The 24184-nt window shown below is 46.7% G+C and carries 15 protein-coding genes; 8 read left to right on the forward strand and 7 right to left on the reverse strand.

The genetic code is table 11. From position 1 onward, the window contains the following. The first annotated feature begins 124 nt into the window (after positions 1-124). Positions 125-2926, forward strand: a complete 2802-nt coding sequence (ppdK, locus tag QUF61_RS10800) for a pyruvate, phosphate dikinase (protein WP_103920995.1) — start codon at positions 125-127, stop codon at positions 2924-2926. A 174-nt stretch (positions 2927-3100) separates the two neighbouring features. Next, positions 3101-3766 carry a nitroreductase gene (locus tag QUF61_RS10805; RefSeq protein WP_289681662.1) on the forward strand — a complete coding sequence of 222 codons (666 nt, stop codon included), beginning with the start codon at positions 3101-3103 and terminating at the stop codon, positions 3764-3766. Positions 3767-3900: 134 nt separating this feature from the next. On the opposite strand, the gene QUF61_RS10810 is transcribed toward QUF61_RS10805, so the two are convergent. Further along, entirely contained in the window at positions 3901-5427 is a 1527-nt protein-coding gene (locus QUF61_RS10810) for a CYTH and CHAD domain-containing protein (protein WP_289681663.1), read from the reverse strand. A gap of 137 nt (positions 5428-5564) precedes the next feature. On the opposite strand from QUF61_RS10810, the gene QUF61_RS10815 reads away from it, so the two are divergent. Beyond that, positions 5565-8153 carry a S8 family peptidase gene (locus tag QUF61_RS10815; protein WP_289681664.1) on the forward strand — a complete coding sequence of 863 codons (2589 nt, stop codon included), beginning with the start codon at positions 5565-5567 and terminating at the stop codon, positions 8151-8153. A 248-nt stretch (positions 8154-8401) separates the two neighbouring features. Beyond that, positions 8402-9238 carry an efflux RND transporter periplasmic adaptor subunit gene (locus QUF61_RS10820; protein WP_103920984.1) on the forward strand — a complete coding sequence of 279 codons (837 nt, stop codon included), beginning with the start codon at positions 8402-8404 and terminating at the stop codon, positions 9236-9238. A 131-nt stretch (positions 9239-9369) separates the two neighbouring features. Here the strand turns inward: QUF61_RS10820 and QUF61_RS10825 are convergent, their stop codons facing one another. Together QUF61_RS10825 and QUF61_RS10830 are read right to left on the reverse strand one after the other, a co-directional pair. After that, on the reverse strand, positions 9370-10305 hold the full coding sequence (locus QUF61_RS10825) for a metallophosphoesterase family protein (RefSeq protein WP_289681666.1): 936 nt from the start codon (positions 10303-10305) through the stop codon (positions 9370-9372). After that, positions 10302-11528, reverse strand: coding sequence for a VanZ family protein (locus QUF61_RS10830; RefSeq protein ID WP_103920982.1), 1227 nt, complete (start codon positions 11526-11528; stop codon positions 10302-10304). Before QUF61_RS10830 ends, QUF61_RS10825 begins: the two co-directional genes overlap by 4 nt. Before the next feature lie 356 nt (positions 11529-11884). Here QUF61_RS10830 and efpL point away from each other — a divergent pair, with 356 nt between their 5' ends. Both efpL and QUF61_RS10840 read left to right on the forward strand, forming a co-directional pair. Then, complete coding sequence (efpL, locus tag QUF61_RS10835) at positions 11885-12448, forward strand: elongation factor P-like protein EfpL (protein ID WP_289681668.1); 564 nt, start codon at positions 11885-11887, stop codon at positions 12446-12448. 169 nt (positions 12449-12617) lie between these two features. Further along, a complete protein-coding gene (locus tag QUF61_RS10840; RefSeq protein ID WP_289681669.1) occupies positions 12618-14390 on the forward strand; it encodes an Lcl C-terminal domain-containing protein in 1773 nt (590 codons plus the stop codon). Between the two features lie 270 nt (positions 14391-14660). On the opposite strand, the gene QUF61_RS10845 is transcribed toward QUF61_RS10840, so the two are convergent. The 4 genes from QUF61_RS10845 to QUF61_RS10860 are packed head-to-tail and all read right to left on the reverse strand — an operon-like array spanning position 14661 to position 22570. Continuing rightward, complete coding sequence (locus QUF61_RS10845; RefSeq protein ID WP_289681670.1) at positions 14661-15653, reverse strand: MBL fold metallo-hydrolase; 993 nt, start codon at positions 15651-15653, stop codon at positions 14661-14663. 3 nt (positions 15654-15656) lie between these two features. Continuing rightward, entirely contained in the window at positions 15657-20225 is a 4569-nt protein-coding gene (locus QUF61_RS10850) for an nSTAND1 domain-containing NTPase (RefSeq protein WP_289681672.1), read from the reverse strand. 9 nt (positions 20226-20234) lie between these two features. Next, positions 20235-21053: a 3'(2'),5'-bisphosphate nucleotidase CysQ gene (cysQ, locus tag QUF61_RS10855; RefSeq protein WP_289681673.1), complete on the reverse strand. Its 819-nt coding sequence runs from the start codon at positions 21051-21053 to the stop codon at positions 20235-20237. A gap of 5 nt (positions 21054-21058) precedes the next feature. After that, positions 21059-22570 carry an ABC transporter substrate-binding protein gene (locus QUF61_RS10860; protein WP_289681674.1) on the reverse strand — a complete coding sequence of 504 codons (1512 nt, stop codon included), beginning with the start codon at positions 22568-22570 and terminating at the stop codon, positions 21059-21061. Between the two features lie 279 nt (positions 22571-22849). Between QUF61_RS10860 and QUF61_RS10865 the strand changes: the two genes are divergently transcribed. Together QUF61_RS10865 and QUF61_RS10870 are read left to right on the forward strand one after the other, a co-directional pair. Further along, entirely contained in the window at positions 22850-23566 is a 717-nt protein-coding gene (locus QUF61_RS10865) for a hypothetical protein (RefSeq protein ID WP_289681675.1), read from the forward strand. Positions 23567-23705: 139 nt separating this feature from the next. Next, a complete protein-coding gene (locus tag QUF61_RS10870) occupies positions 23706-24170 on the forward strand; it encodes a bactofilin family protein (protein WP_289681676.1) in 465 nt (154 codons plus the stop codon). Positions 24171-24184 lie beyond the last annotated feature (14 nt).

Consider the following 24184-nt stretch of genomic DNA (forward strand, 5'->3'; position numbering starts at 1 on the left):
ATTGCTGCTGTCTATTGATAGTGCCTACTGGATTTTATAATTTTTTGTTAAAAAAGCTTACATCAAGTTCAGCTTGTAATATTAATCAAACGTTAAAAAAACTGCCAAGGAGGCAGACTCAAAAATGAATAAAAAATATGTTTATGCATTTAGCGAAGGTGATGGGAAAAATAAACAATTATTAGGTGGTAAAGGTGCAAATCTTTGTGAAATGACCCAGATTGGGTTGAATGTGCCTGCCGGTTTTGTGATTTCCACTGAAGCCTGTCTGACTTATCTGGCAGATGAGCAACACCGACTGCCCGAAGGTTTAATCGAAGAAGTTCACCAGCAAATTGCCACCGTTGAAAAAAATAGCGGTAAAGGTTTTGGTAATGCTGATAAGCCATTATTGGTTTCCGTGCGCTCCGGTTCAGCCATGTCCATGCCGGGAATGATGGATACGATTTTAAACCTGGGTCTCAATAACAATACCTTACCCGCCTTGATTGCGGAAACTGGTAATGAGCGCTTTGGTTACGATGCGTATCGGCGCTTTATTCAGTTATTTGGCAAGGTTGCCTTAGGTGTGCCTGATGAAAAATTTGATGTACATTTTGAAGCGGTTAAAAAACGCTCCGGGGTTAAAGCCGATGTCGGTCTGACAGCTTCAGATCTGAAAGAAATCAGTGGTTTGTTCCTGGATGTGGTTAAAGAACACACGGGTCGTCCTTTCCCAATGGATGTTTACGAGCAGTTGGAAATTTCCATCAAAGCCGTATTTAATTCCTGGATGGGTAAACGTGCGATTGATTATCGCCGAGAATTTAAAATTACCCCGGACATGGCCAATGGCACTGCCGTTAATATCGTAGAAATGGTATTTGGTAACATGGGTGATGATTGCGCAACCGGTGTGGGCTTCACGCGTAATCCCGGTACCGGTGAAAACCTGATGTTTGGCGAATATCTGGTTAATGCCCAGGGTGAAGACGTGGTTGCCGGTATCCGCACCCCCAAACCTGTGCATCATATGGGCGAAGAAATGCCGGAAATGCACAGTCAGTTAGAAACCCTGCGCAGCAAACTGGAAGCCCATTATCTGGAAATTCAGGATTTTGAATATACCATTGAAAAGGGTATTTTATACTGTCTGCAAACCCGCAACGGCAAAATGAATGCTGCGGCGATGGTGCGCACTTCCGTGGAAATGGTTAAAGAGGGCCTGATTAACAAAGAACAAGCCTTGTTACGTGTAGATCCTGAATTATTAGAGCAATTACTGCATCCCCGCTTAATGCAGAATATCAAAGTGCAGCCATTGGCGCAGGGCTTGCCCGCTTCTCCGGGCGCAGCCTCCGGGCATTGTGTATTTGACGCGGATCGCGCGGAAATTCTCGGACGTTCCGGGGAAAAAGTGATTCTGGTGCGTGAAGAAACCAAGCCTGAAGATATTCATGGTTTTTTTGCTTCAGAAGGCATACTTACCAGTCGTGGCGGTAAAACCTCTCATGCCGCCGTGGTTGCGCGCGGCATGGGTAAACCCTGCGTTGCCGGTGCGGAAGGTATTTCCGTTGATACTCAGCAGCGCATTGCCGTGGTAGGCGAGGTTACCTTAAAAGAAGGTGACTTTATTACCATTGATGGCGGCACGGGCGACGTGTATTTGGGTGAATTGCCTACGGAAGAACCGGAATTTTCTGATGAATTAAAAATCCTGTTGTCCTGGGCTGATGATATTGCTGAGCTCAAGGTGATGGCGAATGCCGATACCCCGGATGCCGCACAAAAAGCCGTGGAATATGGTGCTATGGGTATTGGCTTATGCCGCACCGAGCGCATGTTTAACGCCACTGACCGCCTGCCGTTTATGGTCAACATGATTCTGGCTGATACCACCGAAGAGCGCGAAGAAGCTTTGGCAAAACTGCGCGCCATGCAACGCCAGGATTTCAAGTCCTTGTTTAAGACGATGGCTCCCAATCCCGTCACCATTCGCCTGCTGGATCCTCCAATTCATGAATTCCTGCCCACCGAAAAAGAGCTGGAAGATGATATCGATAATCTGGAACAGGTACGCAAAGACATTAACGGCGTTGCGGTATTGTTAAGTTCTTTACGCCTGTTGCGTCCAGAAGTGAAAAGTAATCCGGAAAATACCGTATTACCGTTTAATGAAGAAGGCAAAACCCTGGTTGATGAAGCCATCGCGATGAAACGGCACATGCTGAGCAAGGTAAGGGAACTCTTTGAAGTCAACCCCATGCTGGGGCATCGCGGCGTGCGTTTATCGGTTACTTACCCTGAAATTTATGAAATGCAACTGCAAGCGGTGATGGAAGCCGAAGCAGAATGTATCAAAGAAGGGGTTTCTGTACATGTTGAAATCATGGTGCCGCAGGTTTGTACCTTACAAGAACTGAAACATGTCAAACGTTACGTCAGTGCCACTAAAGAGCGCATTGAAGCGCGTAACAATCTGACCTTGAACTTCAAATTCGGTACCATGATCGAAGTGGTTCGCGCTTGTATGCGTGCAGGGCATCTGGCTGAAGAAGCAGAGTTTTTCTCTTTTGGCACCAACGACCTGACCCAGGCAACTTTCTCCTTCTCGCGTGAAGATGCGGAAAACAAATTTCTGCCTTTGTATACCGAGAAAAATATTTTGCACAGCAACCCTTTTGAAGTGCTGGATATTAAAGGAGTTGGGCAACTCATGGGCTTAAGCGTGGATTGGGGGCGTCAAACCCGTCCCGGCATGAAAATCGGGATTTGTGGTGAGCAAGGCGGGCATCCAGAGTCGATTCGTTTTTGCCATCACATTAAGCTGAACTATGTTTCCTGCTCAGCCCCGCGTGTACCGATTGCACGCTTGGCTGCGGCACACGCCAAGCTGACAGAATCTGGCTATGTGGTTACAGAGCGGGTACAGGAAGTCAGCAGTTAATTTTTTCTGTTAGAAAAAATTAAAATACTATTCGGATTAAACCTTGCAGGTCTTAAAGACCCGCAAGGTTTTTCCAAATTTGCGACATACAATCAAAAATTTATCGTGAAATTTTGGCGGTTTTCATCGCCATAAGCGATGAATAAAGCTTAAATCAAACTCAGGTTAAATAATATGCACGTTATTGATGCCCTTAAACAACGTAAATCCACCCGCGCCTTTCTGGATAAAGCCGTCACAACTGCCCAAATTGAACGTATTTTAGATGCTGCCAGACACGCGCCTTCCGCCGCTAACACTCAACCCTGGCAAGTCGCTGTAGTGATGGGAGATAGTAAAAAAGCACTGGAACAAAAACTGGAGCAGGCTTTCCAGGGTGGTGAGACACCGGCAATGGATTACACTTATTATCCACAGCAGTGGCAGGCCCCCTATAAAGAACGTCGTGGAGCCTGTGCGGTACAAATGTATCAAGCTTTAAACATCCAGCGGGAAGACAAAGAAAAGCGCCGCAGCCAATGGGCCGCCAATTACCGGGCGTTTGATGCGCCAGTGGCGCTGTTTTTCTTTCTTGACAGCGTCATGGAAACCGGTTCATTCATGGACTATGGCATGTTCCTGCAATCAGTGATGCTGACAGCGCAGGCTGAAGGTCTGGCGACCTGTCCACAAGCCGCGCTGGGGGAATATCCACAGATTGTGAAACAAAGTCTGGGGTATGCGCAAGATACGGTATTGTTATGTGGCATGGCACTGGGTTATGAAGATACGGATGCCGAGGTCAATCATTACCGCACCCCCAGAGAAGACGTAACAAGTTTTACCCGGTTTTTTAGCTGATAAACTGAGTTCAAGGTAAGCTTCTTTTTGCGCCAATAGCGCAAAAAACTGCTTCCGCTTCATGCTAAGTTTTTGATAGTGAGCATAGAAAGTCACTATTTTTTAAAGATCCTTACATCGAACGCTGGTTTTTATTAACGATAAACCGGCCACACTGGTTTTTTACAACAAAATAGCTGCCACAAGGGTTTGACGACCACTCCTTGACCGGCGGCTTGTGCGCTGTACCAGCCATGCAGAAAAGCAATTGCCGGATGTTCGGAGTCCAGTTGGGTTTCGGCCTGCTGCTGTTGCAATTTCTTGCGTTTCTCAGGTTCGCCCAGTTCTTCGGCTAACAAATACAAAAAATTCAGGTAATTTTTACTGCCTGTATATAAGTTGCTTAGCAGACTTAAAGCGCGCCATTGCTTCTGACATTGTTTCCATAACCATTGTTGTTGCAGGGTATTCATTGGCTGCTCAGACATAATTTTCAAATGTCGGCGTTGCAGGCGATTACTGGCAAAACGCAGCAGCGTATGCGATAACAGTCGTTGCTGCTTATTATTGCCATATTTTCTCCAACTTTTAGTCAACAGAATATTGGATAACTGTAATAATAAGCGGGTGTAACGCGGCGAATCCAGTAAACCGGCAATCCGCTCCAGATGCACATCCTGACGGCTAATAGTGATTTCCAGCAATTCCTGAATATAATCGTCTTTGCGCATTTGCTGGGGAATCTGTAATAAAGCTTTATGTAATAAAGTCCAGTCTTCTGCCGGGGTCAATTGATTTTGCAGCCATGCCAATGGCTTGGACAGCTCTTGACGGATTTTTTTGGGTAAGATACTTTTAAACAAACTGATGACAGTTTGTAAATTACGAATGGTTTCCAGCATCTTTAACAAACCCTGCGCATCCTGTTCCCGCGTGGCAATTTCATTGCGTTGCAAACTATTCAGGTACAGTTCAAACAAGTAGATCATCGCTGTCTCTACATCCATATCGGATTTCAGACGCGCTTTCTGTGGTTGCCAGGCCTGACTTGCCAATGGCCTGATTTGCGTGGCTGACTGATGCAGGTGATAACCACGCTGTGCTTTACTGGCATTTTCCAAAACCAGTGGCACTTGCTCTAACAGACTCAAAGCCACATAAAATAAATCTTCTGTATTACCCTGCTTAAGCTCTAACTCAATTTCACTGATCGGCGTATTGCTCTGCGCAGTGCGCATTTCCCCCTGATCCAGACACAGCTCAATATGACTACCGTTTTTACCCTGCAATTGCCAGGTTGTACGGCGCATATCACTGGTAAATACAGGCTGAATTTTTTCCCATAGATTGGTTTTCTTAAAAACCTTATCGCGTATTGTCTCAGGTACATGCGCAAGTTCCGGCTGCTCACTGCTCACCTGTGCTTCCCATTCCTTACGCTGATGCAAACCGCCCACGCCTTTACCTGCCGTTTTGACGGCCTGAATCCAGGCATCATTTTCCCGGCGTACACGTAAACCAATTTTTGCAGCCAGCAATTCATATTTTGGTGTATCGTAATAGGTGCCCAGTAATCGTTGTTCTTTTTGAGTATCACTGGCAGCCTGTACCAGTTCATGTTGCTGTAATTGTTCGATTACCGCAGGATCAATACGCAATTTCAATTCAGTTTCGGTAGCCATTGCCAAGAGTCTCTTTATAATTTGTATACAGGTTTGCTTGATTTTTGCGCTAAATTCATAAAAACTGACCTTATTATATTCAATTGGGACTCATGATGTTGACTCAAATACGATTTTTTTTCAGTTTTTTTCTTTTTTTGTTACTACTTACGGGTTGCGGCGGTAGTGGTAGTGATGATAACAACGGCTCATGGTCAGACGAACCGGATTACCCTGAGCCGGAAGCACCGGCTTATGTCAATGCCAGCGGCGTGCTGGCTGCTGCTGGTAATACGGCTGTAGACAGCGATGTCAATGATCCCAACGCCAACTATCGTGACAACAATGGGCTGGAGCAAGCACAAACCATTCCCAATCCCGTGACTTTAGGCGGCTATGTCAATGAAGCCTTTACCGGTTCAGAAGGACGCTCTTACAACAGTGGTGATGCCTATGATTTTTTTGCTGTTGAGCTGCTCGCCGGACAAACCATCACATTATTGATTGCCAGCCCTGACTTGATAGCCAACGATCTGGATTTGGGTTTATTTGATGCAGGCAGCGGCGAGTTACTGGATGCCTCGGTCAGTATCGGCAATACGGAAAGTCTCAGCATCCGCCAAAATGGTCACTATATTATCCAGGTCGAAGCCTTTTCCGGTTATTCCAATTATGTCTTATCCATTGGACAACATGCCAGATTGCAGCAAGTATTTAACCCGCAAAGCCTGCGCTTAAGTGATGATTTTGCCGTTGCCGAAGTAATCACCCGGTTTAAACCTAAAACCACTTTATCTGCACTCAGTCAACAATTATCCGGCTTATCACTACAACATAAAGCGGGAAAACCTGAACAGGCGCAGTTACTGAGCATGGACTTAAGCACCACTTTGCAAAAGCATGTTCAGTCCAGCAAAACACAGGCTGTGCCATTGCGTTTTAAAAATCTCAAAACCCAACGCAAATATCAAACCTTAATGGCGATTAAGCAATTACAAAAGCAAGCTGGTATTCAACAGGCTGCGCCCAATTACCAGTTGCAAGCACTCAGAGTGCCGAATGATCGCCACTATGCACGGCAATGGCATTACCCTCTGATTAATCTGCCCCAGGCTTGGGACATCACCACGGGCAGCGGCAATGTCATTGTTGCCGTTGTTGATACCGGAGTTTTGCTGAATCATCCTGATTTGCGCAACAAAATTGGTGCTGGCTATGATTTTATCAGTGATACGGATATTGCCATGGATGGTGATGGCATAGACAGCAATGCCGATGATCCCGGCGATCAATCGCCCAATGGCAGCACCTTCCACGGCAGCCACGTTGCTGGCACTATTGCCGCAAGCAGTGATAATGATGAAGGCGTTGCCGGTATTGGCTGGCATACGCAAATTATGCCACTGCGGGTATTGGGCAAAAATGGTGCAGGTAATGATTACAGCGTGGCGCAAGCCGTGCGTTTTGCTGCGGGTTTAAGCAACAGCAGCGGTCAGATACCAGCGCAGCGTGCTGATGTGCTCAATCTCAGTCTGGGCGGGCCGATGATTTCAGCAGAGCTTAGCAGCGCAATTGCGCAGGCGCGCACGGCAGGCGTGCTGGTTGTTGCTGCCGCAGGCAATAACGGCAACAGTCAGGCCACTTACCCAGCGGCCCTGGAGGGGGTTATTTCCGTTGCTGCGGTAGGGCCGGATAAACGCCATGCCAGCTATTCCAACACCGGGGCGACCATTGATATTGCTGCCCCCGGCGGCTCCACCAGTCGCGATCTGAATGGTGATGGCATACCCGATGGCATCTTCAGCACCAACGGCGATGACAGTGAAAGTTTTGAGGTGCGCTTTACCTATGGGAGCAGTGTTGGCACTTCAATGGCAACACCACATATTGCCGGGGTGCTGGCGTTGATGAAAGCGGTAAATGCCAACCTCAGCCCAAATGATTTTGATGAGCTGCTGTCCAGTGGCCGCATTAGCGAAGACCTGGGCAGCAACGGGCGCGATAACTTATACGGTTATGGTTTGATTGACGCACATCAGGCGGTATTGATGGCACTGGAGATTGATGGCAACCCGCTACCGCCCCCCTTACCTGCCCTAAGCGTACAACCGGCTTCGCTCAACTTTGGCTCATTTACGCAGCAATTGGAATTTACTGTGTCTAATGCCGGTGGTGGTGATTTATTTATCCGCTCTGTGCACAGTGATCGCCCTGACGTGTTAAATATTACCGCGCTCAATACTGACAGCAATGGCCTTGGACGGTATCAAATCGAACTGCAACGCAGCGGCTTGGCAAGAGGCACTTACGGTGCCAGCTTAGAGGCAGAAACCACGCAGGGTGTCAGCCAAACCATTCCAATGATATGGCAGGTAGGCAGCCAATCGGGTGGTGATGCCGGCACCCAATATGTTTTGATGATTGATCCTGACAGCCAGCAGGCAGTTGATGAAACGCAGGTTAAGGCATATCAGGGGCATTATGATTTTTATATCAATGATTTGCCTGAAGGCAGTTACATTATTTTCAGCGGCAGTGATATGGATAATAACGGCTATATCTGCGAAGCAGGCGAATCCTGTGGTGCTTATTTGACACTGGAAAACCCCACGCAACTCCTGCTGGAGCGCAGCCAGGATAACATTGATTTTGATGTACAGTTTGATACTGAATTCTTATCGATTAGCAGCCAGGCTGTTGCTACAGATTCCAGTAAAGCACAAAAATTTGCCCGGCCTGAAAGCTAAATGGTGTTACGCAAAAGCTTCTTTTTTGTGCTTTAACACAAAAAAACCGCTTTTTGCTCCACGCTGATTTCTGACTGGTTTGAGAACGTAAGGAAACAAATGCATGGCACTCACCACTGTACCTTACATCAGGTGCGTGCTGGGTGCTTGGCTACACGGTTTAGTGATATTCTAAAGCGATGTTATCGGGCAATAGGTTAAAATAGATTTTTTGTAAAAAAATCTATTCCACAGGAAATCAAACCATCATGAAGTTCCCAACTCAATCAATTTTCCAATCCATACTATTTTTACTGCTCAGCAGTTTTGCCATTACAACAACGGTTTACGCTGATACTTACGAAGGTTTCACCCAGCCGGAACAGGAAATTGAAGTTGGCGCGCCGGATACCGGCATTTTAGCCAGTTTAAAGGTTCAGGAAGGTGATTTAGTAAAACAAGAGCAGATATTAGGTGCATTAGACAACCGGGTGCAGGAAGCCAGTTTGCGCATTGCCAAAGCCAAACAAAAAGCCAGTGGTGAATTAAAATCCGCACAGGCTCAAGCCAGATTGCATCAAACCCGGCTTAATCGTTTACTGCCTTTATTAGCACGCGGCGCGGCACAACAAGCAGAAATAGACCGGGAGCGTGCAGATTTAGCCATTGCCAAAGCCAAGGTGCAGGCTGCTCGGGAAATAAAAAAAATTCATGCCCTGGAAGCACAGCAGATTCAGGCGCAAATTGCCCGTCGCACACTACGCAGCCCATTGAATGGCGTGGTCACTGAAATTCATCGGGACGCAGGAGAACTGGTACAAGTTTCCAGCTCAGAATCTGCGGTACTCACCGTTGCAAAAATTAATCCCTTATTATTGATACTGCATGTTTCAACCAGCGCTGCCATGCAACTTAAAGTGGAGCAGAATTTAACTGTGCGTTTTCCCGGTTACAGCCAGGTTTCGGAAACCAGCGGTAAAATTATTCTGGTCTCTCCTGTCACCGATGCCGGCAGTGATACAGTCAAAGTAAAGGTTTTATTAAATAATGATAAGGGTGATTTGCGCAGCGGTATTAAAAGTCTGGTGGATTTGTCAGAGAAATAGCAAATCCTTCCTTTTTTCCCAAAATCGGTGGTAAGGAACGATAATGAAATAAAAACCGAAACCGGGTGAATGGAGAAAAAGACCAGCCAAGTTGCTGAAGTTATAAAATTCTCACTCCTAAGATTAATTTTTTAGGGACGTCGTGGCTGCCAGCCGTATTCAACATATTCCCACTCGACATGATTGTTGTTCAGTGTAATGAGGTTATAGCCCGGTTTGGTCTTGTACCAGTTACCGCGCCGCCACCATTTACCACATACTGCACCGCCGGTGATAAAAGTGGTGTTGCCCCACTGATAGCGTTCTTTAACATGTAAATGGCCTTGTAGAACCAGTATCAGGTTATGCTGACTAAACAGTTCCAGTACTTCTTTGTTATTGACAATCACACGGTTTGATCTGGGTTTAAACTCAACGCCCTGGGTCACATTATAAAAAGCGGTGACCAGTGGCACATGGGTAATAACGACAATAGGAGTATCCGACTTTAGTGCTGCTAAATCTTGTTTGAGCCATTCCATCTGGGCAGGGGAGATAAAGCCTCTGTATTTATATTTGCCACCAGTAACCTCCACCGAATCAAGCACAATAAAATGATACCCCAGCGTATCAAAAGCATAATAGGTGCGTGCCAGTCCCATTTTTTGCAGATAAATAGCACGCGGATCTTCCGCAGCCGGCGTGCCATCTTCAGGCAATGCTGCTACCAGGTCATGATTACCGATGGCAGGAAAAAGCGTTGCCTGAATGTTGTTGTGCATTTTCATATATGCATCCCAACGGTGGGCAACCGTGGCTACTGAGGATTGAAAGCCATCCGTGATGTAATCCCCCCCGCCTAAAACGATGTCGGGATGTTGGGCGTTAATGCTTGCTGCCGCCATTGCCAGCGCTTCAGGTGTATCCCACTCCTTTCTGGCATGGATATCGGTATAAAAAGCAAGACGAATGTGCCTCTTGGCAGAACCTTGAACGGGCAAAATGGGTTTACTGGTACAGCCGACAACGGTTGAAGCCACCGCTGCGCCAATTGTTTGCAGAAAAAAACGACGGCTTAGCTTAGTCATGATTTTTCCCCATGCCTTGAAAGTTGGAAAGACAGATAGAGTAATCCGGCAAGTATGGCAATAAAAATAAGCTGAATCCACAGCGCGCTGATTTTTGTAATAAGGTTCCTGGAGGTAGCGCTCTCATACTTCATTTGCCGATCTATCGCCTGCTTCATATCCGCAAGGTATTGCCTGTCCCAAAAGAACTTTGAGGGTTTAAAGGTCTCGGAAAAATATTTTTCCAATATATTATTCTCGTAATAGGCGCGGGTGATATATTGGCTATATTTTTCCGGGTTATCTTTATATTTATCGGCTCTCTTAGCATTCACGTTGCGACTGAACAGGTGGACGAGACATTCATGCAAAAATGGATCGGATATCGGGGTATATTTCTGCAAGAATTCGCTGTATTTTTCCTTTGTATATTGATTGATGATAGCAACAGCTTCTTTGGCTCTGGCTGCATCAGTCTGTTTTAATTCATCATGATTCAGTCTGGAGCGAAAAATTCCGGTATCGGGATCCTTGTAAAGATAGCCGTATTCGACCATGACAGATTCATTGCTACGCAAAAAGTCAAGCAAAGGAATTTTCTCAGCATACCAGGCAATCCGTGGTGTTGTATTGAGAAAAGTCAGTTGCATCAAGACAACAAAAACAATCAGTACGCGAGACAAAAACAAAAGACTGCTTGCGCGAACAGGAGCAGAAATAAAACTCGGATTAAAACCTTTGGCAATGCCGATCTGTACCAGGACGACCGCAAAAAAATTAATCCATATATCAGCAAGCTCCCAATATCTTCCCGGAACAATCCACTGAATCGTTTCATCCAACGTACCAATAATCGCACCTAGTGCTGCTGCCGAGAAGTAGATGCTATAGTCTTTGTTTCGATGCGCAAGTGCCCGGAAAAGAAAAACGCCAAGCACACTATACAATACAAAATGAACCGCTTCTTCAGGCATTTCTCGCAAATGAATAGTATAGGCGATAAAGGCTACTGTAACAGTCAGTAGCCAAACTTTATTTTTGCCAGTCTGGAGTTTACGCTTGCTAAGCTCTAACAGCAGCACGACACTGGCAATGATGATAAAAATGAGTACAACATATAAAAAGAAAGAACTGCCAAAGTACTTATCAACCAATGCTTCAATCGTTCTAGCAAATGGTATGGCAATAAAGATAAAGACAGACCAAAGCGTTACATAAACCCAAGAGCGTAATTCTTTTCCCATAACATTTCCCCTCTTCGCTTAGGATTGAGAACTTTATAACTTCAGCAACTTGGCGGGGATTTTTCTCCATTTTCTGCATTATGAAAATACTTACATAGCTTGCTATGCGCCTGTTTTCAGGCCTTGAAAATAAATAAAAATCCTGCGCCCAGTTTCTGCATTTATTGCATCCTCATCAAACAAAGCGTATGTGCGTTTGCCGTATCAATAAGAAAAATTTATAATCAACCGATATTACGCAGTCGCTTCTTTGAGCTAAGGAAATAATCGTTGCGTGAGATCAAATAACCCGTACAAAATTATATCTGCGTAACTTCCGTCATTCATCAAACCCAGATTATCACATAGGAAATTTCATGAAAGCCAATGAAATCAAAAAAGGCAGCGTACTGCAAATCGACAATCAGCCCATCATGATTAAGCAGGTGCAAGTGCAATCGCCTTCTTCGCGCAGTGGCAGTACCTTATATAAGGTCAAAGGTAAGAATATTGTCACCCGGCAGAAGTTTGAGCGCAGCTTTAAAGGCGATGAACAGGTGGAAACCGTGGAATTTGTGCGCAGGCCGGTACAATTGTTATATCAGGACAGTGACGGTTGCACCTTTATGGACAGCGAAACCTATGAGCAGTTCATTGTCTCCAAAAACCTGATAGAAGAAGAGCTTACTTATGTCAGCGAAGGGCTGGAAGGGATGCAGGCATTTATCAGCAATGAGCAGGTTTTAGGTATCGAACTGCCCGGTACCGTTACCCTGGAAATTGTTGACAGCGCACCGGGTATCAAAGGCGCTTCCGCTTCTGCACGCAGCAAACCTGCCACCCTCAGCACCGGTTTGGTGGTGCAGGTACCGGAATATCTTAATCCCGGCGAGCGCATTAAAATCAATACGGATAATGGGGCTTATATTTCACGGGGCTGATAGTTGTCCCATATAAAACCCCAGTTAAAATCAATAAGTAACTGAATTTTAATAAAAATATAAAATGGCACAGTACATGCCTTATATACAGATGTCTATTAAAGAGGCTTTACAGCCCTTTAATTAAAGGAAAGCCCTGATAAGACTGAATAAATCAAAGGAGTATAAAATGAAACTTCGATACAAACCTTTAAACGCAGTCATCACGCTGATATTCACCATTTCTATGTACAGCGCTATTTTCGCTCAAACACCACCGCAACCAACGATTGATGGGTGCAGTGGATTAGACACTGGAGACAGTTGCAGTTTTGTCACACCCAACGGCACAGAAAGCGGTTTCTGTACTATGGCGGACACGGTATTATTTTGCACCCCAAACCCCGCTTCGAGTGCTGGTGTTACTGCCACTGCGGTACCTGATGATATTGGCACGATGATAGGCACTACCGGCGGCAGTCTGCCGGATACGGGGCAGACTTACTGTTATGATGCCAATGGCAGCGCCACTACCTGCCCCGTTTCAGGTGCCGCTTTTTATGGTCAGGATGCGCAGTATCAGGGGAATGCCTTGAGTTACACTAATAACGGTGATGGCACTGTCAGTGATAATATCAGCGGTTTGATGTGGCAGCAGACAACAGACATAAATGGCGATGGTGTTATCAACAGCAGCGACAAACTGAGCCTTGGTAACGCACAAAGTTATTGCGAAAGTCTGAATCAGGGTGGGCATAGCGACTGGTGGCTGCCTGACATCAAGCAAATGTATTCGTTGATTGATTTTGATGGTCAAGATGTCAGCAGTTACAGCGGTACCGATACCAGCGGCCTGATTCCTTTCATCGACACTCAGTATTTCACCTTTGGCTATGGCGATACGGCTGCTGATGAACGTATCATTGATGCCCAATATGCATCTTCCACCCAGTACGTCAGCACCACCATGAATGGTGATACAACGATGTTTGGAGTAAATTTTGCCGATGGGCGTATCAAAGGTTATGGCATAGCACTTCACGGTCAAGATAAAACTTTTTATGTTCAATGTGTCCGTGGCAACAGTGCTTATGGTCAAAATAGTTTTACCGACAATGGTGATGCAACCATCAGCGACAAGGCCAGTGGTTTGATGTGGGCGCAAAATGATAACGGCAGTGGATTAAGCTGGGAAGATGCGCTGGCTTGGGTGACGCAGCAAAATGCTGCTGCCTATTTAGGTTATAGCGACTGGCGCTTGCCCAACATCAAAGAGCTGCAAAGTCTGGTAGATTATACCCGTTCGCCGGACACCACAGGCTCCGCCGCCATTGACCCGTTGTTCAACGCCAGCGCGATTAGCAATGAAGCGGGACAGAGCGACTATGCTTATTACTGGAGTAGCACCACCCATATTAATAGTGGCCCGGTACCTGGCGCAAATGCCGCATATATCAGTTTTGGGCGTGCCATCGGTTCCATGAACAGTGGCAGTACCTGGATAGATGTTCACGGCGCAGGTGCGCAGCGCAGTGACCCAAAAACTGGTGATGCGGCTGATTATCCCCAAAGCCACGGCCCACAGGGTGATGCCCAACGAGTTTTCAATTATACCCGTTTGGTGCGCACAGATGGCGGCACCGACAGTTCCCAATGTGCCGTTTTCAATGCCACAACCACACCCCAGCTTAATTTACCCTGTGTGGATGTGAGCGGTACACTGTACAGTGTAGGTATGAATATGGTTAATGCAACGGATCTGCTTTTCGCGGTGGATGCCAGCAGTCTGCAAGCACTGAATACGACAGCAGGTGGGGATTGTGCTGCTTTTCCTTACGGTTCACAAAGTCGTTTGCGCTTAAACTGTGTAGATGTCGATGGCAGCAAGTTGTGGGCGGAGTTAACGTATATTCCGGGCATAACGGATATTGAGTTTGAGCTGGTGGATTACGGCAGTCATTAGGCAATAGGTAGGCAAAATGCCGATAAGGAGCGAGAATTTTATAACTTCAGCAACCTGGCTGGTTTTTTTCTCCATTTTCTGCGTTCCGAAAACAGTTACATAGCTTGCTATGCGCCTGTTTTCACGCCTTGAAAATGAATAAAAATCCTGCACCCAGTTTCTGTATTTATTTTATCCTCACTCCTTAAAGGGGATTTCATAGCCAACGATACCAACTTCACCATCTATCGATTTGTTTTTTTTGCTATCAATCCACGCATCCGGCACAGTTTAATGATGCATCGCCTGGGTTTTATCCCACCAGTTTTCCAGACCCTGCGCATTTAACTCAATATCCATTGCCAGTTGGTTCTGGATTTGTTGTTTGCTTTGCTGGCAGCCGTGGGCTTGCAGTCGCGTGATTAAATAGTCGCTTAATGCCTGTACCAACAACGTATGGCGTTGCTGTTTATCCTGTGCATGGGCGAGAGCAATCTCTCCGGTGATGCGTACAAATTCATCAATTAATTGATGCAGATTTTTCGCCAGACGTGGCAGTTCAGTGACTTCGCCATAATGGGTTAGGTAGGCTTTTTTGGCCGGATAAGACAGCAAACGATTAATCGAAGCATGCAGCGCACCAGGGTCAAATTGTATCGGCGTGGTTGCAGGAAATACAAAGGCCCCTTGTTTGTTGTTTGTATTTTGATCAAAGCCCCGATAGGATAAACCAAAGGTATCGCCGGTAAACAAGCTCTGACTGCTGTGATCAAAAATACAAAAATGATGTAGCGCATGACCAGGGGTATCCAGAAAGAGTAATTCCCGTCCATGAAAATCCAATTCATAGGTATCATCGGCCTGAATAACGCGCGCTTCAGGAATTTTGGGAATGTCGCCGTATAAACGCTGAAATTTCTTTTCCCCATAGACAGCTTGCGTGCCTATTATCAGACGAGCGGGATCTATCATATGCTGCGCACCACGCGGATGTACAATCAGTTTGGCCTGAGGGCAAACCTGCATCAAGGCACCGGCACCGCCTGCATGATCCAGGTGTACATGCGTGACCACAATGTATTCAACTTGTTGTGGTGACAGGTTTTTAGTTTTCAGCACATCCAGAATACCGGGGACGGAATAGCTGGTACCGGTATCAATTAACATGGCATGATTATTTTCCCGCAGCAAATGAATCGCAGCAAGGCCTGGACGCACATAAGCGGCATCAATGGTGGTGATGCCATAATCATGATCTTGAAAAGCAAGAGCGGCTGTATTCATTCCTTATTCCTCCAGGAAAAATTGTTTGCGTTGAGTAGGGCTTAGCTTACGGGCCAGGGTGTTTTTTGCATAAGCAATGACCTCTGCCGTATTATCAAAAACCGGCCAAAGTTGTGCGCTGTGATCGGCTGAGCTGCTCAGTATCTGTTTTCCATCCGGGCTGAACATGACTTCAGTGACTTCTTCACTGTGTGGCTTGAAGGCATTAATGAGTTGCATGGTCGTGCTGTCATATAAGCTGATTTGTCTGTTTGCTGCTAGTATCAGTAAGTGTTGCCCATCTGGACTGAGCGCAAGTTTTAACAGTGCATTATCCGCTGTTAAAGCCGGTAGTGCGGGTAAAACTTCAGCCTGGGATGCTGCGTTTTCGGGCAATTGCCAGATTCGCACGCTATTATCCAAAGACTCTGCAAATAAACCATCATTTCCTGAGATGCTGAATAAACGTTTGCCATCCGGGGAAAAGGCAAGCGCATTAATCTTGTCTTCATGTCCGCTTAAGATCACAGACAGACTTGCATTTGCCGTAGACCATAAGCGTATTTTATGCTCGGCATGTAGCGTCAGTGCGTATTGGCTGTCGGGGCTGAATAACAGTTGCTGCGCACCTTTTAATTCTTCACCCAGAGTGGTGATTTCATTAATTTCCAGCGCACCCTCCTGGTTTTCAATCGCCCATAAAATAGCACCAGGCCCTTCTGCGCTACGGGTCAGTAAAAAGTGCTTATCAGGGCTGATGATGGCCTGCTCTATCGCACCGGTAAAGCTTTCCACTTCGGCAAGGACTTGCGCCTTGTGGCTGTCCCATAACTGCGCCGTGCCATCAGCTCGTGCCGTTATCAGCCATTGCCCATCAGCCGTATAAGCCGCTTGCAAAACTTTACTGAAACCGGATTCCGAGGTGGGGTTCAACGTGTATTGCAAGCTTAATTTTTGTTGCGCGGCCTGCCATTGCCATAATTGTACCTGGCCTGCGTGATCCCGGCTCAGCAGTTGTTTACCATCTGCGCGAAAATGTAAGTCGATGATGGGCGATGACAGCCTGTCATCGGCAAAAAGCTGTTGTCCATTGTCCCGCTGCCAGAGGCGCAGGCTGGTTTCTTTGGGATTCCACGGATCGCCTGAGGCGCTGGCGATAAAGTGTCCATCAGGACTAAAAGCAATACTATTAACGCTATCCTGATGACGACTGAAACGCATATTGAGATGACTGTCATAGACTTGCCACAGTCGCGCTGTGTTATCTTTGGAATCCCACATGCGCCCCCCGGCAGTGGCAATTTGCCTGCCATCAGGGCTGAACTGTAGATGCTGTATGCGATCTTCATGTCCGGCTAAGGTTGCCAGGTGTTTGCCTGTCGCGCTGTCCCACAACCAGGCCAAACCATCATTACCCGCCGTTGCCAGCATTTGTCCATCCGGGCTGAAAGCCAACGCATACAGTTCACCGGAAAATCCGGGATACTGGAGCAGGCTTTGTTGCGTACCCTTATCCAATTCCCATAAACGCGCGGAACCATCCAGCGAGATGGTTGCAACCAGTGCAATGGATTGTTGGTCAGGGCTGAATTGTGCATCCAGCACCGGGCCTTCATGCCCTGCCAGCGTAAATAGCATTTGACCATTTTGATCCCATATTTTTGCAGTTTTATCTTCTGACGCAGTAATGATATAGCGACCATCGAGACTAAGACGGGCTTGTAATACAGCGCCTTGGTGGCCCTCCAGGCGTTGCAATTCCTGCCCCGTTGCCACCGACCATAAACGCGCACTGCCATCCTGGGAGGCACTTAGAATTTGTTGAGCATCGGGGCTGAAATGTGCCTGGGTTACGCTGGCCTGATGCCCTTGCAAGGTAAAACGCAGTTTTCCGGTGCTGACTTCCCACAGTCGCATCGAGTTATCCGGGCTGCTGTCTAAAGCACCTGCTGCGCTTAACAACCATAAACTATCAGGGCTGAAAACCAGGCTATTGATGGGGGTTTGATGCCCACTGAGTTCAGCTAACATTTCTCCCTGCACATTCCAGATACGTACAATACCATCACTGGCAGCACTGGCAATATGCGCACCATCCGGGCTGAAAGCCAAAGCCGTTACAGGGGCTGCATGTGATGCAAAAACCACAGGTTCAGCAGCATTTTCAGCCAGAGACCCCAATGACCAAAGGCGTATGCTTTTATCCGAAGAAGCCGTCAACAACTGCTTTCCATCGGGACTGAAGCGAATCTGACTGATTTCGCTTCGATGACCTTGTAAAATTTTACGCTCCCGCAGATTAACCACCGCCTGATAGAGTTGCTCAGTTGCCTGACTGATTTCAGGGCGTTCCGGGTGTGCTGCATCCGGCAGAGCCTCTAGTGCTAATAAGGCCGCATTCGTAAATTGCTGACGCTCATTCTGGCGCGTGGCAAGATGGGCTAAAAACAGTGATTGGGTTTTCTGGGTACGGATAACTTGTTTGCGGGTATTTTCCTGCGCCTGCTGCGCCACGTCTGCCTGATGCTCGGCTTCATCGGCTTTTTGCCAGGCATAAACGCCAAGGCCAAGCATAATAATATTGAGTATGGCAAAACCACTGACCCAACGCCGGGTATTGCGTAATTTACGCTGTGCCAGCAACATTTTGGCATCACGTCGGCGTTGCGCACGTTGCTGCGAAGCTTCGATATACACCAGCTCATGCGGGGCTAAAATTTCCCGCCAATGTTCCAATAAATAACTGGCTTCCATTAAAGGTTTACCATCAGGAAGTAATAAGTCTGATAATTGCTGTTCCTGCTGCCAGCGCAAAGCATTATCAGCTAAAAAGGCGCGAATGCGCAGCCATTCCCGATCTTCGCTCAACCAGTTTTCTAACACCGGCCAGTGCTGAAACAGGGCTTCATGCACAATGCGCACAACGGCCTGTCCTTGATCGTTTTTATCACTGATTAATAAGCGCGCATCAATGAGCTTTTCCACCAGCGCCTGTTGTTCTGCCTGCTGACTTAAAGTCTCCAGTGGCGCACGGCGCGCGGTAAACGGCATGGTTTCATTATCACTGACCGTAACCAGCGCCCGCATCAACTTTTGCAGGGCTTTGCGTTCCGTGTCATTTAGCTGCTGGTAGATATGATCGGCATGTTGCGCCAATGCCCCGGTAACGCCGCCAATTTCCTGGTAAGCGGCATTAGTTAAGGTGTTGTCATGACGTCGTTGATATAAAGCCTGCAAAGTAAATTCCAGCAAGGCGAGACTGGTAGCCTGGTCGGCAATTTCATCAAAAATACGTTCATTTAAAGGCGCTTGTTGCGGCAGGTGTTCAAAACTCAAACCTGCTGCCTGCGCCGGACGGGTAATAATCTGATGAATCTCGCTGGGGCTGGGCGGCATTAATAAATAGCGGCCCTTACCCTCTAACAATGCAGCCAACACTGAATATTCACTGGCCTGTGCCAGAAACTCACTGCGCATGGTGCCCATTACCCAAATCTTGCCACTACGCGCCCAGGCTGAAATTAAATCAAAACACTGCTGACGAACCGCTTCTGTCACCCGCTCCAGGGTAAAAAATTCTTCAAATTGATCCAACAGCAATACCGCTACCGGCAGCGTTGCTGTGTGCCCCGTATGATTGTGCGTCAATGCAGGCTTAGAAACATCAATCTGCCCCGTAAAAGCCTCGACTACAGACTGTAAGCTGGTGAGTAGATCATCTCCAGCATCAGACGGGCGAAACAGTACACAGGGCAGTGCCAGTTTGCGCAATAAGGGCAGGATGCCAGCGCGCATCAAAGAAGATTTGCCGCTGCCACTCAATCCCAAAATTAACACAAATGCACAGCTATTTTCCGCTTGTTCGCGCAAGGCATTGTAAACTTCATCAATGGATTGATTGCGCCCGAAAAAAACCGGGGCGTGGGTTTCATCAAAAACTTCCAGGCCACGAAAGGGCGAGCCTGACCACTGAATTTGGCAAAGTCTGCGGCTGTGACTATCAGCAGGCAGAAATTTTTCTACCAAAAGTTTACATAAATGCGTTTCCAGTTTTTCTTCAAATTCCGTCAGGCTGCGAAATTCACTATGTCCCCTAGGATAACGCCCCTCTTCATCCTGAAACCATTTACGGTAAAAGCCGTGTACCCCCTCCATTTGCCGGGTTTTTTCTGCAAATTGTTTATCTTCCGGGTTTAACACCAGCTTGTTGCGTTTGAAATACATCAAAATTGCGGGACTGCCTTTGGCTTCATAAGCATCCAGCGCATCTTCAAATTCCGCAACCGTACCGGATTCATATTCACTGCCATCATCACGTAAAATCGGCGTGCCATCTTCAAATACTGAACCTTTAGGCAAGGGCGTGCCGATACGTGACCACAACAAACAAATAAATAAATCACTGTCTGCGGCGCGGGGAAACTGGGTCTGAAAGGTTTCCGTAGCAAGTACCGGCTCATCTTCCCAGAAGAATCCCTGTAATTCCAAACGCCCTGCCAGTTTTTTTTGTAAACGCTGGAGGATTTGCTGGGTCAGTTGGCGTTCTTCAATGACATCACCGGGAGAGGAAACAAATATTCGTATCGTTTTCATAAAACTATCTTACCCCATAACCGTCCGCAAACACTGTAGCCAATGATTTTCCAAAGAAGAAAAAGCGATAAAATGGGGGTTGAGCAAAGATTCCTTGGTATTGTAACGCAGATTTTTTAAATCCAGATCGGTTAATTGGCCTCCGGCTTGTTCAACAATACATTGCGCAGCGGCGGTATCCCATTCTGAAGTCAGGCCAAAGCGCGGATACAAATCCACCTCACCCTCAGCCACCAGGCACATTTTCAAGGAGCTGCCGATACTTTGCACCTGGGTATTTTCACCCAGGCATTGAATGAACTGCTGATTCATCTCAGAACCATGCGAGCGACTGCCTGCCAGACTCACCTGTTTGGGCCGATAAGGGGCAACGTGAATGGGGTGTGGCAGACTTTCCGGAACTTGTTTATAGGCACCGATTCCGGTGGCGGCAAAATAACAATGATGAGTGACCGGCACATAAACCACGCCCAGCACCGGTTGATGATTTTCTATCAAAGCGATATTAACGGTAAACTCACCATTACGTTTAATAAATTCCTTGGTGCCATCCAAGGGATCAACCAGCCAGTAACGCTGCCATTGCTGGCGCTGCGCAAAATCAATATCACTGTCTTCTTCAGATAATACGGGCCAGTCCTCCAGCGCGCGCAAGCCATTAAATAAAATCTCGTGCGCCGCCTTATCAGCTAAGGTCAGAGGACTGTCATCGGCCTTGCTTTCAATGCCCATATCCTCTTGCTGATAAATCTCTAAAATAGCCTCAGCCGCTTGTTTTGCCAGTAGCAGCACTTCATCCAGTAGTGTTTCGTAACGTTTATCGTTCATGCCATCTATGTCCTGTTGCAATTTTTTTGTACCTTGCGCAAACTATCATAATTGCCATCATGATGTAGCTGATAATGTTGAATACAAGGGCGGGTCACTAATACCTGATCTTCATACCATAAGGGTACATAAGGTAAGTCCTGCCATATTTGTTTTTGTAACTGTTGATAAGCCAGCACCTGGCTTGGCAGATCATCGGCCTGTTCTGCCTTTTCTATCCATTGATCCGCTTGAGGGCTTTGATAACGTCCCCGGTTTGCACCTTTAGGGGGTATTGATTCACTATGAAATACATAACGAAAAATATCCGGCGTTTTAACACCCACCCAGGATAAACTGTACATTTGAAAACGTCCGCTTTTAATATCACTGTAAAACGTACCCCAGTCATAACTGCGTAGATCAACTTCAATGCCAACTTGCTTTAATTGGTGTTGAATCACGGTTGCCCGGCGCAGGCTCAAAGGATTGCTGGAGGTTTTATACAGTAAACGCAGTGGGTGAGCTTTATCAAAACCAGCTTGTTTTAATAAGGCCCGGGCTTTGTCGGGATTATAAGGATATTGCGCCAGGTCAGGGTGTCCGGCCCAATGCGTCGGCGGTAATAAAGCGGCGGCTAAACGCGCGGCATCGCCCATCAGATAACGGATAATTTCTTCACGATTCAGTGCATGAGCAACTGCCTGACGTATTTTCAACTGCCCGGTAGCCGCATCTTGCAGATTAAAACCCATATAGGTGAAGTTACTGCCGGGGCGTTTGCTGATGCTGATGTGTTCTTTGTTGCCCAACCAGCGTATCATTTCCGCAGGCAGGTTATTTTGCAGAATATCCAGTTCACCGCGTAATAATTTCAACACCCGCACCAAAGGATCTTTCACCGGCACCAATATAATTTTCTGTTGGTCAGCACGGCGGCGTAATATTAAGGGTTCCGCTTCGCGCCAGCTTATTAATTCAAAATCACCACTGCCCTGGGGCTGACGATTAAATGGCGCTGCTTCGGCAATGCCTTTGGCGGGTAAAATGCCCAGTGTCAGGTGGGCGGGAAATAATAAATCGGGTTTCTCTATTGTGAATTCCAGTTCTCGTAAACTGAATACAGAAATTTCTTGAATATTATCCAACGCCCCCCGGTGGGGGGATGCCGTTGTTGGATCTAATATGCTGTCATAAGTGGCTTTGACATCCTTTGCCGTTACCGGTTGACCGTCAGGAAAATGTCCTGGCTTTGCATTTAATACAAAACGATAACGTGTGGGACTGAGCTGCGTCCATTGCGCCAGGGCTGGCACCGGGCGTAAACCCGCATCAAAATCAACCAGGCGCTGATATAATAAGCGGTTAATCCTTGCAGATTCAGCGTCTGTGGCAAAACGCGGATCCAGCGTAACGGGTGTGGCTGACAAGCCAAAACGGATAATGTTATCGCTTGTTTCGGAAGGGGGCAACTGGCAGGCTGTCAGTGTCATTTGCAGCCATAGCACCAGCGCAAAAAGACGGATTGGCTTAGACATAAATTAACTGATGTTACACAGTGGCTTCTTTTTAAGGATTGACGTATTGGTTAAAAAATCGCCACTGCATAACACTGGTTGATCTCCGGTTGGTGTAACTTCAGTAAATTAATTCTTGTTCATCAAGGAAAATAATTGATAAACCTGGTTTGAAAATGTAGTAAGCTGATTTTCAGAAAAGGAAGCCTGGGAGGCTGTCATGCTCCTGAGCTAAACTTCCTAATATACCATCTTGCCCAAGTTAAATGTACAAAACCTCATTGTTCCCCAACTCAAAATATGAAAATAAAAACACCCTGGAAAACCTTAAAAATAATTGCTTTAACGCTTATTTGCAGTCTGCTGCTACCAGCTCATGCAGAAGAGGCCGGGCAGTTTAACTTATTTAATAAGGATCGTGGTAAAGCACCGGTACCTGTAATAAAACCAAATAAGCCTAAGAAGCCAGCAAAATCACCACCTAAAATAAGCAAACCCAAGCCACCTAAAAAATTACCGCCGCAAAAGGATTTTTCCCTGCGGGGTATTAACCGCATTGGCAGCCTATACCGCATTCACCTACAAGCACCCGATAGAAAACCCTTATGGGTGGATTGGCGTAAGGGCAATAAAAAAGACATTCCCGGTTATGCCGGTTATCGCATTTTGAAAGTGGGTAAGCGTCGCCTGCAACTGGCTTACCCTAAGGGCATACCCTGCCAAAAAGATAAACCGGCGCAAGGCGTCACCTGTAATGTTGCTAAAAACTATGCGCGCATGGAAATTCTGCGTGGCAAGCCCACTGCCGCGCCTGCGGCTCCAAAAGCCCCGGCACGCATTTCGCGGAATAAGAATCAGGCGCGACAGGCAAACAGGACATCAAACCGGGGTCAGTCAAAACAGACCCCCGCTTTAGCCGCCTCTTTTAAAAAGCAGATTAAGCCTGAAGATGTCCCGAAAGGCATGAAAGTGGTGAAAACCCCGTTTGGTGATCGCTTGATTCAAAAACCCAAATAAGCGACAAGCAGCGTGGAGCAAAAGTATTATTTATTGGCCATTGCTGAGTAGGCAAGTTGGACAGAACACAATATACTACGCCTTCTTGATACAGCATCAATGTTTGATGTTAGGCACAACATAAGGAGCATAATGCGTAATGTGGGGAAAAAAAGAAGAACGCGTGACCCGAATTGATTCATTAATTGGGCAGGAAACGCAATTAAATGGGGATTTACATTTTTCCGGTGGTTTGCATGTTGATGGCAAAATCACGGGCAATGTTTATGCTGGAGATGACAGCACCTCCGTATTAACCCTGAGCGAGCAAGGTATCATTGAAGGTGAAATTCATGTACCTAATGTCATTTTAAATGGTCAGGTAACGGGGGATGTTTATGCCAGCGAACACATTGAGCTGGCACTGAATGCATGCATCACGGGCAATGTGTATTACAACCTGTTTGAAATGGCAATGGGTGCTGAAGTCAACGGCAATCTGGTGCATAAAAAAGATTGGGATAAGTCTGCCAAGCCCCAAAAAGGTAAGGCCTCATCCACAGCGAATAACCCCGCACAAGCGACGATGCCCAATAACCAGGCTGATGCAAATAAAACAGATTAGAACTGAATTTAGCA

This window comes from Candidatus Venteria ishoeyi (genome assembly GCF_030378065.1).
Lineage (GTDB): Bacteria > Pseudomonadota > Gammaproteobacteria > Beggiatoales > Beggiatoaceae > Venteria > Venteria ishoeyi.

Bases quoted from the DNA above. Each gene is read 5' to 3' on its own strand.
- ppdK (WP_103920995.1), top strand. From the start codon at position 125: ATGAATAAAAAATATGTTTATGCATTTAGCGAAGGTGATGGGAAAAAT.
- QUF61_RS10805 (WP_289681662.1), top strand. From the start codon at position 3,101: ATGCACGTTATTGATGCCCTTAAACAACGTAAATCCACCCGCGCCTTT.
- QUF61_RS10810 (WP_289681663.1), bottom strand. From the start codon at position 5,427: ATGGCTACCGAAACTGAATTGAAATTGCGTATTGATCCTGCGGTAATC.
- QUF61_RS10820 (WP_103920984.1), top strand. From the start codon at position 8,402: ATGAAGTTCCCAACTCAATCAATTTTCCAATCCATACTATTTTTACTG.
- QUF61_RS10825 (WP_289681666.1), bottom strand. From the start codon at position 10,305: ATGACTAAGCTAAGCCGTCGTTTTTTTCTGCAAACAATTGGCGCAGCG.
- QUF61_RS10830 (WP_103920982.1), bottom strand. From the start codon at position 11,528: ATGGGAAAAGAATTACGCTCTTGGGTTTATGTAACGCTTTGGTCTGTC.
- efpL (WP_289681668.1), top strand. From the start codon at position 11,885: ATGAAAGCCAATGAAATCAAAAAAGGCAGCGTACTGCAAATCGACAAT.
- QUF61_RS10840 (WP_289681669.1), top strand. From the start codon at position 12,618: ATGAAACTTCGATACAAACCTTTAAACGCAGTCATCACGCTGATATTC.
- QUF61_RS10845 (WP_289681670.1), bottom strand. From the start codon at position 15,653: ATGAATACAGCCGCTCTTGCTTTTCAAGATCATGATTATGGCATCACC.
- QUF61_RS10850 (WP_289681672.1), bottom strand. From the start codon at position 20,225: ATGAAAACGATACGAATATTTGTTTCCTCTCCCGGTGATGTCATTGAA.
- cysQ (WP_289681673.1), bottom strand. From the start codon at position 21,053: ATGAACGATAAACGTTACGAAACACTACTGGATGAAGTGCTGCTACTG.
- QUF61_RS10860 (WP_289681674.1), bottom strand. From the start codon at position 22,570: ATGTCTAAGCCAATCCGTCTTTTTGCGCTGGTGCTATGGCTGCAAATG.
- QUF61_RS10865 (WP_289681675.1), top strand. From the start codon at position 22,850: ATGAAAATAAAAACACCCTGGAAAACCTTAAAAATAATTGCTTTAACG.
- QUF61_RS10870 (WP_289681676.1), top strand. From the start codon at position 23,706: ATGTGGGGAAAAAAAGAAGAACGCGTGACCCGAATTGATTCATTAATT.